The 17,106-nt window shown below is 73.4% G+C and carries 15 protein-coding genes; 10 read left to right on the forward strand and 5 right to left on the reverse strand.

What is annotated here, in order from left to right:
* The first annotated feature begins 54 nt into the window (after positions 1 to 54).
* The 4 genes from QSJ60_RS06290 to QSJ60_RS06305 are packed head-to-tail and all read left to right on the forward strand — an operon-like array spanning position 55 to position 5,625.
* Positions 55 to 618 carry a helix-turn-helix domain-containing protein gene (locus QSJ60_RS06290; protein WP_189083636.1) on the forward strand — a complete coding sequence of 188 codons (564 nt, stop codon included), beginning with the start codon at positions 55 to 57 and terminating at the stop codon, positions 616 to 618.
* Between the two features lie 26 nt (positions 619 to 644).
* Positions 645 to 2,645, forward strand: coding sequence for a hydantoinase/oxoprolinase family protein (locus tag QSJ60_RS06295; protein WP_285463047.1), 2,001 nt, complete (start codon positions 645 to 647; stop codon positions 2,643 to 2,645).
* Positions 2,642 to 4,285 (forward strand): hydantoinase B/oxoprolinase family protein, encoded by a 1,644-nt coding sequence (locus QSJ60_RS06300; protein ID WP_285463048.1) that lies wholly within the window; start codon positions 2,642 to 2,644, stop codon positions 4,283 to 4,285. Before QSJ60_RS06295 ends, QSJ60_RS06300 begins: the two co-directional genes overlap by 4 nt.
* Positions 4,282 to 5,625 carry an MFS transporter gene (locus QSJ60_RS06305; RefSeq protein WP_285463049.1) on the forward strand — a complete coding sequence of 448 codons (1,344 nt, stop codon included), beginning with the start codon at positions 4,282 to 4,284 and terminating at the stop codon, positions 5,623 to 5,625. The genes QSJ60_RS06300 and QSJ60_RS06305 overlap by 4 nt, the downstream gene beginning before the upstream one ends.
* Before the next feature lie 76 nt (positions 5,626 to 5,701).
* Here the strand turns inward: QSJ60_RS06305 and QSJ60_RS06310 are convergent, their stop codons facing one another.
* A complete protein-coding gene (locus tag QSJ60_RS06310) occupies positions 5,702 to 6,157 on the reverse strand; it encodes a VOC family protein (RefSeq protein ID WP_285463050.1) in 456 nt (151 codons plus the stop codon).
* Positions 6,158 to 6,259: 102 nt separating this feature from the next.
* Between QSJ60_RS06310 and QSJ60_RS06315 the strand changes: the two genes are divergently transcribed.
* Positions 6,260 to 7,300 (forward strand): helix-turn-helix transcriptional regulator, encoded by a 1,041-nt coding sequence (locus QSJ60_RS06315; protein ID WP_285463051.1) that lies wholly within the window; start codon positions 6,260 to 6,262, stop codon positions 7,298 to 7,300.
* On the opposite strand, the gene QSJ60_RS06320 is transcribed toward QSJ60_RS06315, so the two are convergent.
* The 4 genes from QSJ60_RS06320 to QSJ60_RS06335 form a co-directional block, all read right to left on the reverse strand.
* Positions 7,245 to 7,994 (reverse strand): GntR family transcriptional regulator, encoded by a 750-nt coding sequence (locus tag QSJ60_RS06320; protein WP_285463052.1) that lies wholly within the window; start codon positions 7,992 to 7,994, stop codon positions 7,245 to 7,247. The two genes, QSJ60_RS06315 and QSJ60_RS06320, sit on opposite strands and share 56 nt — an antisense overlap.
* Positions 7,995 to 8,076: 82 nt before the next feature.
* Positions 8,077 to 8,907 carry a carbohydrate ABC transporter permease gene (locus QSJ60_RS06325; RefSeq protein WP_230764158.1) on the reverse strand — a complete coding sequence of 277 codons (831 nt, stop codon included), beginning with the start codon at positions 8,905 to 8,907 and terminating at the stop codon, positions 8,077 to 8,079.
* Positions 8,904 to 9,866 carry a carbohydrate ABC transporter permease gene (locus tag QSJ60_RS06330; RefSeq protein ID WP_285463053.1) on the reverse strand — a complete coding sequence of 321 codons (963 nt, stop codon included), beginning with the start codon at positions 9,864 to 9,866 and terminating at the stop codon, positions 8,904 to 8,906. Before QSJ60_RS06330 ends, QSJ60_RS06325 begins: the two co-directional genes overlap by 4 nt.
* 59 nt (positions 9,867 to 9,925) lie before the next feature.
* Positions 9,926 to 11,272 (reverse strand): ABC transporter substrate-binding protein, encoded by a 1,347-nt coding sequence (locus tag QSJ60_RS06335; RefSeq protein WP_230764162.1) that lies wholly within the window; start codon positions 11,270 to 11,272, stop codon positions 9,926 to 9,928.
* 242 nt (positions 11,273 to 11,514) lie between these two features.
* On the opposite strand from QSJ60_RS06335, the gene iolC reads away from it, so the two are divergent.
* From iolC to QSJ60_RS06360, 5 genes are read left to right on the forward strand one after another with little or no spacing between them, the layout of a single operon-like run.
* A complete protein-coding gene (iolC, locus tag QSJ60_RS06340) occupies positions 11,515 to 12,492 on the forward strand; it encodes a 5-dehydro-2-deoxygluconokinase (protein WP_285463054.1) in 978 nt (325 codons plus the stop codon).
* Positions 12,485 to 13,417: a Cgl0159 family (beta/alpha)8-fold protein gene (locus QSJ60_RS06345; RefSeq protein WP_285463055.1), complete on the forward strand. Its 933-nt coding sequence runs from the start codon at positions 12,485 to 12,487 to the stop codon at positions 13,415 to 13,417. The genes iolC and QSJ60_RS06345 overlap by 8 nt, the downstream gene beginning before the upstream one ends.
* Positions 13,414 to 14,331 (forward strand): 5-deoxy-glucuronate isomerase, encoded by a 918-nt coding sequence (gene iolB, locus QSJ60_RS06350; RefSeq protein ID WP_285463056.1) that lies wholly within the window; start codon positions 13,414 to 13,416, stop codon positions 14,329 to 14,331. Before QSJ60_RS06345 ends, iolB begins: the two co-directional genes overlap by 4 nt.
* A complete protein-coding gene (iolD, locus tag QSJ60_RS06355; RefSeq protein WP_285463058.1) occupies positions 14,328 to 16,235 on the forward strand; it encodes a 3D-(3,5/4)-trihydroxycyclohexane-1,2-dione acylhydrolase (decyclizing) in 1,908 nt (635 codons plus the stop codon). The genes iolB and iolD overlap by 4 nt, the downstream gene beginning before the upstream one ends.
* Positions 16,236 to 16,288: 53 nt before the next feature.
* A complete protein-coding gene (locus QSJ60_RS06360; RefSeq protein WP_285463059.1) occupies positions 16,289 to 17,086 on the forward strand; it encodes a 6-phosphogluconolactonase in 798 nt (265 codons plus the stop codon).
* Positions 17,087 to 17,106 lie beyond the last annotated feature (20 nt).

A 17,106-nucleotide genomic window follows, 5' to 3' on the forward strand; every position in this document is an offset into this window, starting at 1 on the left:
ACCAATATTCAAGTCTTCTTGCGTGGGTGTGAACTCTGCTGTACGTTCGTGGCCATGCCGGAGAACGAGCTCCCGAACACCCACACCGTCGGCGAACGCCTGCGCTCACGCCGACGGGTGCTGCGCAAGACCCTCGCGAGCGTCTCGACCGAGGCGAACATCAGCGAGAGCTTCCTGAGCCAGCTCGAGCGCGACCGGGCGAGCGCGAGCATCGCCACCCTGCAACGCATCTGCGCCGCCCTCGAGATGCCCGTCGGCGACCTCTTCAACGAGCGCCGCCAGCTCTCCGTGCACCGGCACGCCTCGGCGAACTTCAACCCCTACGGCATCGGCGCGCGCAAAGTGCGCATCACGCCGACCACGAACACCCAGCTCGAATCGTTCATCGGCGAGTTCGACGCGCACGGCACGACCGGCGACGAGCTCTACGCCCACGGCGACTCCGAGGAGACCCTGCTCGTCGTGAGCGGCCGGCTCGAGGTCACCATCGGCACCGAGACCCACGTGCTCGGCCCGCTCGACAGCATCTCCTACGCGTCGTCGACGCCGCACCGGGCGCGCGAGGCCGACGGCGGCCGCGCGGTCGCCGTGTGGCTCATGTCGCCGCCGAGCTACTGACCCCCACAGAAAGCAAGAGGAACACCATGCGCATCGGAATCGAATGCGGCGGCACCTTCACGGATGTCGTCGTCGTCGATGACGTCGGACGGATCGTCGCGACGAACAAGGTCTTCTCCACCCCCGAGGACCCCTCGCTCGCCGTGCTCGAGGGCCTCGGCGGCCTTCCCGACGAGCTCGTCGACGGGGCCGAGCTGCTGCACGGCAGCACGGTCGCCACCAACGCCCTGCTCGAGCGGAAGGGCGGCCCGATCGGCCTCATCACCACGAAGGGCTTCCGCGACCTCGTCTTCCTGCAGCGCCAGGACCGCACCCGGATGTACGACCTCGGCTACACCAAGCCCGAGCCGCTCGTCGCCCGCCGCCACATCGTCGAGGTCGACGAGCGCGTGTCGGCCGAGGGCGAGGTGCTCCGCGGCCTCGACGAGGAGGGCGTCGCCCGCGCCGTCGCGACGCTCGTCGAGGCCGGCGTCTCCGCGATCGCGGTCTGCCTGCTGCACGCCTACGCCAACCCCGAGCACGAGCGCCGCATCGCCGCGGCCATCGAGGCCGCCGGGCTCGGCCTGCCGGTCTCGCTCAGCCACGAGGTCGTGCGCGAGTTCCGTGAGTACGAGCGCACGACGACGACCGTGGTCGACGCCTTCATCCGCCCCCGGGTCGGGGCGTACCTCGAGAACCTGCGCGCGCACGTCGCCGAGCGGAGCATCCGTTCGATGGCGGTCATGCAGTCCAACGGCGGCATCGTCCCGCCCGAGGCGGCCATCTCCCGGCCGGTCACGATGCTGCTCAGCGGGCCCGCCGCCGGGGTGAGCGGGGCGGTCACGATCGCCTCCGCGGCCGGCGTCGACCGCATCGTCACCATGGACATGGGCGGCACCAGCACCGACGTCTCCTTCGTCGAGGGCGAGGAGCCCGAGCTCGCGACGGGGACCGTCGTCGACGGGCTGCCGCTGCGCGTGCCGCTCGTCGACATCCACACCGTCGGCGCGGGCGGCGGGAGCATCGTGCACATCGACGCCGGCGGGCTGCTCTCGGTCGGCCCGGAGAGCGCCGGCGCCGACCCCGGCCCGGCGTGCTACGGCCGCGGCGGCAGCCGACCCACGATCACCGACGCGAACCTCCTCGTCGGCGCCATGCCCGCCGGGGCCCGGCTCGCCGGCCGCTTCGAGCTCGACCGGGACGCCGCGCGCGCCGCCTTCGAGCCGCTCGCCGCCGCCCTCGGGCGCTCCGTCGAGCAGGTCGCCGCCGACGCGCTGCAGCTCGCCGACGTCACGATGGCCGGCGCGATCCGCGAGGTCTCGCTCGAGCGCGGGCACGAGCTGGACGGCGCCGCGCTCATCGCCTACGGCGGGGCGGGCGCGCTGCACGCCGCCTCGGTCGCCGAGGAGCTCGGCATCGACCGGGTGCTCGTCCCGCCGCACGCGGGGCTCACCTCCGCCTACGGCCTGCTCACGGCCTCCTTCAAGCGCGACTTCTCGGTCACCTGGTTCCAGCCCGACCTCGCCGCAGTCTCCGCCGCCGAGCTCGCGGCCGCCTGCCGCGAGATCGAGGCCGCCGCGCGCGCCGAGATCGCCGCGACCGGCGTCGCCGCCGACGGGCTCGTCGCGAGCTGGCTCGCCGACATCCGCTACCGCGGCCAGGGCTTCGAACTCGCGGTGCCGTTCACGCCGGGCGACGAGGCGCGCGAGCTGCTCGCCGGCTTCCACGCCGCGCACCACCGCCAGTTCGGCCACTCGAGCGAACAGCGCGCCGCGCAGCTCGTCACGGTGCGCCTTCGGCTCACCGGCGAGAAGCCGCCCGTCGCCGCGGTGCAGACCGCCGCGAACGACACTCCGGCGGGCACGACCTCGATCCTCGTCGACGGCGAGCGCCGGGACGCCCCGGTGCTGCACCGCGGCGGCATGTCCGCCCCGGTGCAGGGGCCCGCGGTCGTCGCCGACGACACCTCGACCACGCTCGTGCCCGCCGGCTGGCTGGCGGAGATCGATGAGCACGGAAACCTCCTCCTGGAACGGAGCGCCGCATGACCCAGCAGCACCAACTCGGCCTCTTCAAGTCGGCCTTCGAGTCGCTCACCCGCGAGATGGCGGTGAACCTCCGCCGCGCCGCGTTCTCCTCGATCGTGCGCGAGGCGCGCGACTTCTCGGTCGCCCTCGCCGACCGCCGCGGCGCGATCGTCGCGCAGGCGGAGTGCATCCCGATCATGACCGCGGGCGTCGCCATCGCCCTGCAGCACGCGCTCGCCGAGCTCGACGTCGACGCCCTCACCGAGGACGACGCGATCCTCTACAACGACCCGTACAAGGGCGGGCAGCACCTGCAGGACATCTACCTGTTCAACCCGATCTTCCTCGACGGCTCGCTCGTCGGCTTCGCCGCGACCACGGCGCACCACGTCGACGTCGGCGGCGCCTACGCCGGCCTCAGCGCTGACGCCACCGAGATCTACCAGGAGGGGCTGCGCCTGCCCGTCTCGACCTTCTCGCTCAGCCGGGACTGGGGCGAGCGCGGCTTCGTGCGGCGCATCATCGAGGCGACCGTGCGGGTGCCCGACCTCGTCATCGGCGACCTCGAGGCGCAGCTCGCCGCGAACCGCATCGCTCAGCAGCGCTTCGCCGAGATCGCGGCGCGGTACGGGCTCGAGCCGACGCTCGCGGCGATGGACGAGCTGCAGGACTACGCCGAGCGCCGCTTCCGCAGCGCGATCCGGGCGATCCCCGACGGCGAGTACCGCGCGGCGGACTTCGTCGACGGTTCCCCCTGGGGCGCCGGCGACATCCCCGTCGAGGTCGTGCTGACGGTCGCCGGCGACGAGATCGTCGTCGACCTGCGCGGCAGCGGGCCGCAGGTGGTCGGCAACGTGAACTGCCCGTACGCCTCGACGGTGTCCGCGGTGCAGAGCGCGATCCGCTGCATGATCAGCGACACCGACATCCCGTTCAACGAGGGCTGCAACCGGCCGATCACCGTGCTCACCGAGTACGGCTCGATCCTGAACCCGGCACCGCCGGCCGCCGTGCGCGCCCGGCTCACGCCGGCGAGCCGCGTCTTCAACGTCGTCGTGAGCGCGATGGGTCAGGCGGTGCCTGAGGCCGCGGTCGCCACCGGCTTCGACACGACGACCGCCTTCGCGATCAGCCACCTCGCCGCGACGGGCGACTACCAGGTCGTCGTCGAGATCCTCGGTGGCGGCTGGGGCGGATGCCAGGGGCACGACGGCGCCGACGCGCTCGACAATCCCATCTCGAACTGCGCCAACGCGCCCATCGAGTCGCTCGAGACCGACTACTCGCACTTCGCGATCACCGAGTACTCGCTCGTCGAGTCGAGCGGCGGCGACGGCGAGCACCGCGGCGGCCTCGGCATCCGCCGGGTCTACGAGGCACTCGCCGACGGTGTGCAGATCGCCGGCTACGCCGACCGGCACCGCAGCGGCGCGCCCGGCCTCGCCGGCGGCGAACCGGGCGCGGTCGGCCGCTTCCGGCTGACGCGGGCCGACGGCCGCGTCGAGCCGATCACCGCCGTGTTCAGCGGCACGCTCGACCGCGGAGACCGGATCGAGGTGCTGACCGGAGGCGGCGGCGGCATCGGCGATCCCGGCTCCCGTTCGGCGCGCGCCCGAGAATCCGACACCACCGATGGCTATGCGAAGGAGCATCAGCAATGAGCACCACCTCCCCCACCACCTCCCAACCCACCTCGATGCGCCGCGTCGCCGCGGCGGCCGTGATCGGCACCTCGATCGAGTGGTACGACTTCTTCGTCTACGCGCAGGCCGCGGCCCTGGCGCTGAACGTCGTCTTCTTCCCCGAGGTCTCGCCGCTCACGGGCGTCCTGATCCTCTTCGCGACGATGGGCGTCGGTTTCGTCGCCCGCCCGCTCGGCGCGATCATCTTCGGCCACATCGGCGACCGCATCGGCCGCAAGAAGACGCTGATCATCACCCTCCTGATGATGGGCGTCGCGACGTTCGCGATGGGCCTGCTGCCGGGCTACGACGCCTGGGGCGCGGCCGCGCCGGTGCTCCTCGTCGCCCTGCGGCTCTGCCAGGGCCTCGCGGCGGGCGGCGAGTGGGGCGGCGCAGCCCTCATCGGCGTCGAGCACGCGCCGCCGGAGAAGAAGGCGCTGTTCGGCTCCTTCGCCCAGCTCGGCTCCCCGATCGGCCTCGTGCTCGCGACCTCGATGACCCTCGCGGTGAACGCCGCGTTCGGTCAGGAGGCGATGCAGGAGTGGGCCTGGCGCATTCCGTTCCTCGCCTCGATCGTGCTCATCCCGATCGGCTTCATCATCCGCTCGAAGGTCGCGGAGAGCCCCGAGTTCGCCGCCCTCTCGAAGCAGGAGCGCAGCGGCTCCGTGCCGATCGTGAAACTGTTCCGCTTCCAGACCCCGCACCTGCTCGTCGGCATCGGCTCCTTCGCCGCCGTGTTCCTCACCTACTACCTGATGACGAGCTTCATGCTCGTGTACGCGACGGACTCCGTCGGGCTGTCCTCGGCGGTGTCGCTGCCGGCGAACCTCATCGCGGCGGTGGTCGAGGGCGTGTTCATCGTGATCGCCGCGGTGCTCAGCGTGCGGATCGGCACGAAGCGCATCAACGTCGTGTCCGCCGTCGCGCTGCTGCTCTGGGCGTTCCCCTCGTTCTACCTGGCCGCGGCGGTGCCGCCGTGGGGCCTGTACGTCTCGGTCGGCGTTTCGATGGTGTTCGTCGGCGCGGCGTACGGCGTGCTCGCCTCCGACGTGGCTCGGCTGTTCACCACCGACACCCGCTACACGGGCGCCTCGCTCTCGTACCACCTGGCCGCGGTCATCGGCGGCGGCCTGGCGCCGATCGCGGCGACGGCGATCCTCGAGGCGACCGGCGGCGACGTCTTCTTCATCGCGCTGATCCCCGCGGTCACCGCCGCCGTGATGATCGTCTGCGTGCTGATCCTGCCGCGCCTGCAGCAGCCCGACGTGGCCGGCGAGGGCGAGGCGACGACCGCCGACGGCGAGCTCGTCCGCGCCTGACGCGCACCCGCCCGTACGAGCGGCACGACGGCCCCGGCCCGCGACGATCGCGGGCCGGGGCCGTTCGGCGTGCCGCTCAGCCCGCGACGTCGATCACCCAGGTGACGCCGAAGCGGTCGGCGAGCATGCCGAAGCCCGGCGACCAGGCCGAGGCCGCGAGCGGTTCGACGATCGTCGCCCCCTCGGCGAGTCCGTCCCAGGCGCGCTCCGCCTCGGCGAGCGAGGCGGCCCGGAGCGACAGGAAGAAGGGGCGGTCCGTGAGGGTCGCGCCGTGCTCGCGCCGGGTCGCGGTGGGGGAGGCATCCGCCGGCCCGGCATCGCCGGGCACGTCGTAGGCCATAACGCGGAAGCCGTCGGGGCTCGTGACGCTGCCGAAGACGATCCGCTCGGCGTCGGGGGCGCCGGCGGGCATGCCGAGCTCGCCGTAGCTGGTGAGCGCGAGCTCGCCGCCGAACACGCGGTGGTAGTGCTCGAGCGCCGCGCGGGCGCGGCCGTCGCGGAAGTTCAGGTGGGTGGTGGTGACGAGGCTCATCGCCGTTCCTCTCGGTCGTGGCGGCTCGGTCGGGCCGCCTACGGCCAGTGTTCCCGCAGTCGAGGACACGGAATGTCCGCGACCTGGCGCAGACTGGATGGCATGACGGATGGCTCGGCGCGCATGCTCTCGCTGCTCTCCCTGCTGCAGGCGAGACGAGAGTGGCCGGCCGCCGAGCTGGCCGGGCGGCTCGAGGTCAGCACCCGCACGATCCGCCGCGACGTCGAGCGGCTGCGCGAGCTCGGCTACCGGGTGGCCGCGACGATGGGCCCCGACGGCGGCTACCGGCTCGCCGCGGGGGAGGAGCTGCCGCCGCTCCGCTTCGACGACGAACAGGCCGTCGCCCTCGCGATCGCGCTGAGCTCGGTCGCGGGCGGCGGCGCGGCGATCGAGGAGGCGGCCGAACGGGCGCTCGCCACGGTGCGGCAGGTGCTGCCCTCGCGGCTCCGGCACCGCGTCGACGGGCTGCGCTTCGCGCACGAGCCGAGCGCCGTGCGCACGGACCCCGAGGTGATCCTCGCCGTCAGCGAGGCGGTGCGAGAACGCCGGGTGCTGCGCTTCGACTACCGGCGCGGCGACGGTGTCGAGGCCGACGGCGGCCCGTCGCGCCGCGTCGAGCCGCACGAGCTCGTCGCCCGTGACGGCCGCTGGTACCTCGTCGCCTTCGACCTGGAGCGGGAGGACTGGCGGGTGTACCGGCTCGACCGGATGGCGCCGCGCGCGCCGCACGGGGCCCGCTTCGCGCCGCGACGGATCCCGCACGGCGATGCGCTGGCGTTCCTGACCGCGCGCTTCCGCGGGGCGGTGGAGCGCCGCGACGTGGCCGCGGGCAGCGCGAACGCGGGCAGCGGGGCCACGTCGGCGTGGCCCTGCATCGGCGAGGCGGTGGTGCGCGCCGAGGCATCCGAGCTCGCGCCCTGGCTGGAACCGGGCGAGCTGATCGAGGCGGCCGACGGCCGTTGCCGGCTGGCGCTCGGCTCCTGGTCGTGGGCGGGTGTGCTCGCGCGCCTGCTGCAGTTCGAGCGGCCGTTCGAGCTGCTCGGCCCGCCCGAACTCCTGGGGGCGGCCGACGCAGCCGCCGCGAGGCTCAGTTCGGCCGGTAGAGCGTCGCCTGGAACTCGTACGCGTCGTGCCGGTAGGTGACCCGGCCGAGCAGCACCGGCGTGCCGGAGAGCTCCGAGGCGGTCTCCTCGCCGACGAGCACCGGGGCGCCCGCTGCGATGCCGAGCGCGGCGGCGATCGCCTCGTCGGCGGCCTCGGCGCGCACCGTGTAGTCGCTGCGCACCACGCGCAGTCCGCACACCGATTCGAGCGTGCCGTAGAGGGAGGCGTCCTCGAGCATCTCGGGCTCGAGCCCCACCGCCCGCTGCGCCGGGATGATCGACACGTCGTAGCAGATCGGCACCTCGTCGAGGGTGCGCACCCGGTGCACCTCGAGCACGGGGGAGGCCGGGGCGAGGGCGAGACTGCCCGCCTCGCCGAGGCTCGCGGGGCGCACCTCGCTGCGGTGCACCCGCGCCCCGGGACGCAGCCCACGGGCGAGCGCCATCTCGGTGAACGACTGCAGGGCGACCCGCTCCGCCATGTGCGGGGCCGTGACGAACCAGCCGCGCCAGGGGGAGCTCTCGAGCAGCCCGTCGCGCTCGAGCGAGGCGAGGGCGTCGCGCAGCACGACTCGGCTGACCGAGACCCGTTCGGCGAGCTCGCGCTCGCCGGGCAGCTTCTGCCCCGGCTCGAAGACGCCCGCCTCGATGAGCTCGCGGATCGCGTCCCTGGCCCGGGCCGCGGTGCGCCCGAGCTGGCGCGGCGCCGCCGTCGCGGTCGCGTGTTCGCTCATCGTGGCCGCCTCCCCGCCCCGATTCTCCTGAGCGGGTGGCCACCGGTCAAGCCGGGCCGGCGCGTGCAGCCGGGCACCCCGCTCACTCCTTCACCGCCCCGGCCACGACGCCCGTGATGAAGCGGCGCTGGAAGATCGCGTAGACGACGAGGATCGGCAGCGCGACGATGACGGCCGCGGCCGCCGTCACCGAGGGGTCGAAGTTGCGCGTGCTGCCCGCGAAGAAGGAGAGGGCCAGCGGCGCGGTCTGCACGTCGGGGTTCTGCGGCACGAGCACGAGCGCCATCAGGAACTCGTTCCACGTGTAGAGGAAGAGCAGCGTGCCGAGGGTCGCGATCGCGGGCGCGGAGACCGGCACGTACACGCGCCAGAGCGTCGCCCAGCGGCCGGCCCCGTCGATCGAGGCCGCCTCGCCGAGCGATCGCGGCACGTTCGCGTAGGCGGTGCGCATCCACAGCACGCCGAGCGAGACCGAGGTGGCGATCTGCGGCAGGATGAGCGCCCAGTACGTGTTCAGCAGGCCCATGCCCTCGAGCAGGTAGTAGAGCGGCACGATGATGCCCTCGTACGGCATCACGAGGCCGACGAGCAGGATGCCGAGCAGCACGAAGCGCCCGGGGAAGCGCATGGTGGAGAACGCGTAGCCGGCGAGCACCGAGACGAGGCTCGCCCCGAGCACGACCGCGACGGCCACGACGAGCGAGGACCAGAGCGCCTGCCCGAAGCCGCCCCGCGTCCACGCGGTCGCGAAGTTCTCGAGCGTGAGGCTCGACGGCAGGCCGCCCCCGCCCGTGCGCTCGCCGGACGGCGTGAGCGCGAGCAGGACGATGGAGAGGAAGGGGAGCAGCGCGAGCAGCGCGCCGACGATGAGCAGCAGGTGACCCATGAGCTGCTCGGAGCGGCGGATCCTCATCGGGTCCCTCCTCGGGGTGCGGCGTCGTCGCGGTCGCGGGTGAGCCACATCACCGCGCCGACGATGGCGAAGATGAGCAGCGTCAGCACGACGGCGATGGCCGAGGCGCGGCCGACCTGGTGGGTGACGAAGGCCTCGCGGTAGATGAAGTAGGAGGGCACCGTGGTCGAGGTGCCCGGGCCGCCGGCGGTGGTGTTCCAGACGATGTCGAAGTTGCGCAGCGCCGCGGTGATCATCAGCACGAGCGCGACCTGGATCTCGCCGCGGAGCGCGGGGAGGGTGACCGCGAAGAACTCGCGCACGGGCCCGGCGCCGTCGAGGCGGGCGGCCTCGAACTGCTCGGCGGGGATGTTCTGCAGGCCGCTCACGAACAGCACGAAGGCGAGGCCGAACATCACCCAGGTGCCGATGATGCCGACCGAGGGCAGCGCCGTGGTGAAGTCGCCGAGCCAGGTGCGGGTGAGCCCGTCGAGCCCGATCGCGCGCAGCGCGGTGTTCAGCGGCCCGGTCTCGGCGAAGATCCAGCGCCAGGAGATCGCGACGACGACGGTCGAGAGGATGTACGGCACGAACAGCAGCGCGCGGAACGCGGCGAGGCCGCGCACCCGGATGCGGGCGATCGCGCCGACGAAGACGAGGGCGAGCGCGGTCGGCAGGAGGGCGTAGAAGACCACGAAGACGAGGGAGTGCAGCGTCGCCTGCCAGATCTGCGGATCGGCGAGCACGTCGGCGAAGTTGTCGACGCCGACCCATTCGCTCGCGGTGATGCCGTCCCAGTCGAACAGCGCGATCCAGATCGACTCCACGACGGGGCGGACGAGGAAGACCAGGTAGAACGCGAAGGCGGGGACGAGGTAGAGGTACGCGTCCCAGTCATAGCGGCGGAGGAGCGGCCGGCGGCGCGGGGCGCTGCCGGTGGCCCGGGCGGGGCCCGGGCGCGGGGGCGAGAGGGTCGTCATCGAGGAGTCTCCGGGTGGATGCCGGGGGCGGGCCGCGATCGGCCCGCCCCCGGTCGCGGTCAGTCGGTGTGGAAGTCGACCCAGTCGGACTGCACGCGCTCGAGCAGCGCGTCGGCGCTCTCTCGTCCGGCGAGCACCTCCTGCAGGCCGCCCGTGAAGGTGTCGAACATCGTGTCGGTCGCCCAGTCGTACCAGTAGAGCGGGCCCGCACCGTCGAGCTGGGTGGCGGAGGCGTCGAGCAGCGCCGCGAACATCGCGTCGTCGCCCGCGGCCTCGACCGGCTGGATCGGCACCCGGTGGGTGCCGGCGAGGAGCTCGGCGGACTCGGGGGAGTTCACCATGCCGACGAAGGCGATCGCCGCGAGGGTCGCATCCGACTTGGAGCTCACGTGCCACGGCATGCCGAAGGAGCCGCTGGAGGCGTAGTCGCCGTCGGAGAGGCCGGGGGTGAAGTCGAAGGCGGCGCCGTCGGAGATCGCGCCGGCGTACCAGTTGCCGCCGATGAAGAAGACGCCCTCGCCCGAGGCGAACGCCGCCGCGGCGTCGTCGGGGCTCGTGCCGTCGTAGCCGGCGGAGACGTAGCCCTTCGCGACCCACTCGGCAAAGCGGTCGAGCGCCTCGCGGTTGGAGTCGACGGCGAAGTCGGCGTCCTTCGCGCCGGTGATCCACGCGCGGGTGTCGGCCGCCGGGGTGAGCGCGCCCTGCAGGATCGAGAAGGTCTGCATCGCGGAGGCCTTGTCGGCGTTGCCGAGCACGAGCGGGGTCTGCCCGGCGGCCTTGGCGGCGGCGAACGCCGCCTCGAGCTCGTCGAGGGTCGTCGGGGTGCCGAGGCCGAGCGTGGCGAGCTTCTCGCGGTTCGAGAACAGCCCGACCATCTGGTTGTCGGGCGACATGCCGTACACCGCGCCCTCGCCGAACGCGGAGCCGTCCTCGGACCACTGCAGCTGGGTGATGGCGTCGCCGGCGGCGTCGCGGTAGTCGTAGGCGTCGGCGACGTCGTCGAGCGGGCGGATGAGGCCGGCCTTCACGAGCGCGCCGTCGGTGGCCCAGCCCTGGTTGCCCTGGGCGACGTCGGGGGCGTCCGCCGAGTTCATCGCGTTCAGGACCGTCGCGGTGAGGTCGTTGAAGCTCTTGAACTGGATGTCGACGGTGACGTTCGGGAACTCCGCCTCGTAGGCGGGCACGAGCTGGTCCATGAAGTCCTGCTCGCCCTGGTCGGCCCAGACGCTGAGCGTGACCTCGCCGAGCTCGGCGACCTGCTCCGGGGTGACGGGGGCGGTGATCTCCTCGACCGGGGCGGCGGGCGCGGTGCGGGAGCCGCCGGGCGCGCTGCACGCGGCGAGCCCCAGGGCGAGTGCGGTGACCGCGGCGGCGGCACCGGTGAGACGCATTCGACGGGTGGGCATGAGTGGTCCTTTCCGGAGCGGCAGCGATGCCGCTCGCGGGGTGGTCGGCATCGCTGCCGAATCGGGGGAACGCCCGTGCGTCTCCGGCTGTCGCCTTCGGTGCCGCGGACGTCGTCATCGTGTCATGATGAGACCAATTAGTCCAGTTTCAGGACCAGTGGTCAGTTTGCTGATTCAACCATCCGTAATTCATGTTACTTTGTCAAGACAAAGTTCCCCCTCGAAACCGGAGCGCCAGCCGTATGAACCCCACCCCCGACGCCGCCCTCGACGTCCTGACCATCGGCCGGGTCGGCGTCGACCTGTACCCGCTGCAGGACGCGACCCCGCTCGAGGAGGTGTCGACCTTCGGCAAGTACCTCGGCGGCAGCGCGACGAACGTCGCCGTCGCGGCGGCCCGGCACGGCCTCGCCTCCGCCGTGGTCACCCGCACCGGCGACGACCCCTTCGGCCGCTTCGTGGGTCAGGAGCTCACCCGCCTCGGCGTCGACGCCCGCTTCGTCGCGCCCCTGTCCGGCCGCAAGACGCCGATCACGTTCTGCGAGATCTACCCGCCCGACGACTTCCCGCTGTACTTCTACCGCGACCCGATCGCGCCCGACCTCCTCATCGAGGCCGCCGAGCTCGACCTCGACGCGATCCGCGACGCCCGCGTCTACTGGGCGACGGCGACGGGGCTCTCCGAGGAGCCGAGCCGCGCGGCGCACCTCGCCGCCTGGACCGCTCGCGGCCGCGCGCCGCTCACCGTGCTCGACCTCGACTACCGCGCGGTCTTCTGGGAGCACGAGCAGCTCGCCCGCGAGCAGGTGTCCGCCGCGCTCGAGCACGTCACGGTCGCCGTCGGCAACCTCGAGGAGTGCGACATCGCCGTGGGCGAGCGCGACCCGCAGCGGGCCGCCGACGCGCTCCTCGACCGCGGCGTCGAGCTCGCCGTGGTCAAGCAGGGGCCGCGCGGCGTCCTCGCGAAGACCCGTGACGAGACGGTCGAGGTGCCGCCGCACCTCGTCTCGGTCGTGAACGGCCTCGGTGCGGGCGACGGCTTCGGCGGCGCGCTGTGCCGCGGGCTGCTCGCGGGCGAGTCGCTCGACCGGGTCATCCGCTTCGCCAATGCCGCCGGCGCCATCGTCGCCGGCCGCCGCGAGTGCTCGACCGCCATGCCGACGACCGCCGAGGTCGAGACCGCGCTCGCCGCGGCCGCCGAGGGGAGCCGGGATGCCTGAGCCGACCATCGCCGCCGAGCCCGCCGCGGGCGGGCTGCCGCCCGAGTCCTACGCGGCGCTCCGCGAGGCGCGCGCCGCCGACCCCGACGCCATCGCCCGCGCGCTCGACGCGCGCCGCTCGCGCCAGCTCCTCCGCGGCGACCGCCGGCTGTTCATCGTCGCGGCCGACCACCCGGCCCGCGGCGCCCTCGGCGTCCGCGACGACGACTTCGCCATGGCCGACCGCTACCGTCTGCTCGACCGGCTCGCGATCGCCCTCCGCCACCCCGGCGTCGACGGCGTGCTCGGCACCCCGGACGTCATCGAGGACCTCGCCCTGCTCGGCCTCCTCGACGACAAGATCGTCGTCGGCTCGATGAATCGGGGCGGCCTGCGCGGCGCGACGTTCGAGATGGACGACCGCTACACGGGCTACGACGTGCCGACCATGGTGCGCTCGCGGCTCGACTTCGGCAAGCTCCTGGTGCGGGTGAACCTCGACGACCGGGCCACCGCGCCGACCCTGCAGGCCACCGCCGAGGCGGTCGGCCAGGCCGCTGCCGCGCGCCTCCCGATCATGCTCGAGCCCTTCATGAGCTCCTGGCGCGACGGGCGCATCGTCAACGATCTGAGCGCGGAGGCCGTGATCACCTCGATGGCGATCGCCTCCGGGCTCGGCACCAGCTCGGCGTACTCCTGGCTGAAGCTGCCCGTGGTGCCCGAGATGGAGCGCGTGATGGCGGCCTCGACGCTGCCGACCCTGCTGCTCGGCGGCGACCCGCGCGAGCGCCCCGACGAGACCTACTCTTCGTGGGCCGACGCGCTCGAACTGCCGGGCGTGCACGGGCTCGTCGTCGGCCGCACCCTGCTCTACCCGCCGGACGGCGACGTGCACCGGGCCATCGACACCGCGGCCCGCCTCGTGCACCCCGGAGGCCTGGCATGAGCGCGCGCTGGCTGCACCGCCGAGGCGAGCTCGCCGACGGGCCCTGGGAGGCCGTCGTCGACGACCGCGTCGAGGGCTGGAGCTGGACGGGCCTCCGGGTGGCCGAGCTCGCCGCCGACGCCGCGCTGGCTCTCCCCGCCGGCGGGCTCGAGCGCCTCGTCGTGCCGCTCGCCGGCGCTTTCGCGCTCGAACTGGAACACGCCGACGGGCGGCGCGAGCACCTCGAACTGCGCGGCCGCGCCTCGGTCTTCGCCGGGCCGAGCGACGTCGCCTACCTCGGCGTCGGCACCGCCGCGACGCTCAGTGGCTCCGGCCGGGTGGCCGTCGCCGAGGCGCCGAGCGACGAGCGGCACCCCTCCCGGCGGATCTCCGCCGAGGAGGTGCCCGTCGAACTCCGCGGCGCCGGGCGCTCGAGCCGGCAGGTGCACAACGTCGGTACGCCGGAGGCGCTCGCGGCCGGCCGCTTCATCGTCTGCGAGGTGATCACCCCGGCCGAGAACTGGTCGTCATACCCGCCGCACAAGCACGACGAGCACGTGCCGGGCGCCGAGTCGCAGCTCGAGGAGATCTACTACTTCGAGGCGGCCGTGACCCGCGGCGCCGAGGCCCCGGCCGGCGCCCGGCCGTTCGGGCTGTTCTCCACCTCGAGCTCCCCGGCCGGTGACATCGAGATCGACGGCCGGGTGGGCACGGGCGACATCGCCCTCGTGCCCTTCGGCTACCACGGGCCGGCCGTCGCCGCGCCCGGCTACGACCTGTACTACCTGAACGTCATGGCCGGCCCCGGGCCGGAGCGCGCCTGGCGGATCAGCGACGACCCCGCGCACGCGTGGGTGCGCGACAGCTGGGCGGGCCAGGAGCTCGACCCGCGACTGCCGTACCTCGCGCCCGCCTCGGAAGGAGCACGACCATGACCGCACGCAACGCCACCCGGCGGATGACCGTGAGCCAGGCCCTCGTCGAGTTCCTGGCCAATCAGTGGACCGTCGACGGCGACGTCCGCGAACGCACGATCGCCGGCACCTTCGGCATCTTCGGCCACGGCAACATCGCCGGCGTCGCGCAGGCGCTGAAGCAGCTCGCCCGCGAGGACCCGGCCCGCATGCCGTACCACCAGGCGCGCAACGAGCAGGCGATGGTGCACCAGGCCGTCGGCTACGCCCGGATGCACCGCCGGCGCGCGACCTTCGCCTGCACCGCCTCGGTAGGCCCCGGCGCGACGAACATGCTGACGGGCGCGGCGCTCGCCACCACCAACCGGCTGCCCGTGCTGCTGCTGCCCTCGGACACCTTCGCGACGCGCGTCGCCGACCCGGTGCTGCAGCAGCTCGAGCTGCCGCACGACGCGACCGTGTCGGTGAACGACGCGTTCCGCCCGCTCTCGCGCTTCTTCGACCGGGTGAGCCGCCCCGAGCAGCTCTTCTCGGCCGCGCTCGGCGCGATGCGCGTGCTGACCGACCCGGTCGAGACCGGCGCGGTGACGATCTCGCTGCCGGAGGACGTGCAGGCCGAGCTCATCGACGTGCCGCTCGAGTTCCTCCGCGAGCGGGAGTGGCACGTGCGCCGCCCGCAGCCCGAGCCGGGCGAGCTCGCCCGCGCCGTGGCGGCCATCCGCGGCGCCGCGGCCCCGCTCATCGTGGCCGGCGGCGGTGTGCTCTACTCCGACGCGGCCGAGGAGCTGCGCCGCTTCGCCGAGGCGACGGGCATCGCGGTCGCGACGACGCAGGCCGGTGTCGGCGCCCTGCCGTGGGACCACCCGCTCGCCGCGGGCTCGATCGGCGCGACCGGCACCACGACCGCCAACCGGCTCGCCGCCGAGGCCGACCTGGTGATCGGCATCGGCACGAGGTACAGCGACTTCACGACCGCGTCGCGTTCGGCGTTCCAGCACCCCGGGGTGCGCTTCGTGAACCTCAACGTCGCGAGCTTCGATGCGATGAAGCACGGCACCGAGCTGCCCCTCGTCGCCGACGCCAGGGCCGGCCTCGCCGCGCTCGGCGCCGAGCTGACGGGCTACGCCACGTCCGCGGGGTACCGCGGTGCGCTCGCCGAGGGCAAGGCGGCCTGGGACGGCGTGGTGGATGCCGCGTTCGCCCCGAGCGGCCGACCGCGGCCCGCGCAGTCCGAGATCATCGGGGCGGTGCAGGCGGCGAGCGATCCCCGCGACGTCGTCGTCTGCGCCGCCGGCTCGCTGCCGGGCGACCTGCACAAGCTCTGGCGGGTGCGCGACGACCTCGGCTACCACGTCGAGTACGCGTACTCCTGCATGGGCTACGAGATCGCGGGCGGCCTCGGCGTGCGTCGCGGCGCGCCCGACCGCGACGTGATCGTCATGGTCGGCGACGGCTCGTACCTGATGATGCACACGGAGATCGTCACGGCGGTCGCCGAGGGGCTGAAGGTCATCATCGTGCTGATCCAGAACCACGGCTACGCCTCGATCGGCGCGCTCAGCGACACGGTCGGCACCGACCGCTACGGCACGCGGTACCGCTATCAGGATGCCGAGGCGAACGACGTCGACCCGGAGCGCGCGCTGCCCGTGGACCTCGCGGCGAACGCGGCGAGCCTCGGCATCGACGTCGTCCGCATCGAGCCGGGCGCCGACGTCGTCGCGCAGCTGGGCGAGGCGGTGCGGGCGGCGAAGGCCTCGCCGACCGCGACGCTCATCCACGTCGAGAGCGATCCGCTCATCCCCGCGCCGGACGGCGGCGGCTGGTGGGACGTGCCCGTCGCGGCCGTCTCGGAGCTGTCGAGCACGCAGCGCGCCCGTGCGGCGTACGAGGCGGCCCGCGAGGCGCAGCGCCCGCTCGTCTGAGCCCGCGCGATCGAATCATCGGGGCGCCCGGCGCCCCAGTCGAGAGGAGAACCATGTCCACCGTCCCCGTGACCCGGGTGCTGGCCGACGCCGAGGCCGTCGCCGAGTTCGTCGCCGAGCGCATCGCCGACGGCATCGAGCGCGCCCGCGAGGCCGGCGCCGACTACGTGCTCGGCTGCCCGAGCGGCCGCACGCCGCTGCCGACGTACCGCGCGCTCGCGCGCCTGGTCCGCGAGCGCGGGCTCGCCATCTCGCACGTGCGCATCGCCCTGATGGACGACTACGTGGTCGAGACCGAGTCGGGCTTCCGCAACGTCGACCTCGAGGCGCACAACAGCTGCCGCCGCTTCGTCCGCGACGAGGTGGTCGGCCCGCTGAACGCGGCCGCGGCCGACGCGGGGATGCCGGAGGACCGGCTGCTCCAGCCGGATCCGGCGAACCCCGAGGCCTACGACGAACTGCTCCGCGAGGCGGGCGGCATCGACTGCTTCCTGCTCGCGAGCGGCGCCGGCGACGGGCACGTGGCGTTCAACCCGCCCGGTTCGGCCCGCGACAGCGGCAGCCGGATCGTGCGGCTGGCCGAGCAGACCCGCATCGACAACCTCGGCACCTTCCCCGAGTTCGGCTCGCTCGACGCGGTGCCGAGCCACGGGCTGACGGTCGGCATCGGCACGATCGCGGAGCTCTCCCGCAGCGCGGTGATGATCATCACGACGGCGGAGAAGCGCGAGGCGTTCGAGCGCATCTCCACCGCTGCGGCGTACGACCCGGAGTGGCCCGCGACCGTCGTCGCGGAGTGCGCCGACGCGCTCGTCGTGGCGGATCGCGCGGCTGCCGGCGTGCGCGAGTAAGCGGTGCGCCATCCCGTGCG

The sequence above is a fragment of the Agromyces sp. NBRC 114283 genome, from assembly GCF_030268405.1.
Lineage (GTDB): Bacteria > Actinomycetota > Actinomycetes > Actinomycetales > Microbacteriaceae > Agromyces > Agromyces mediolanus.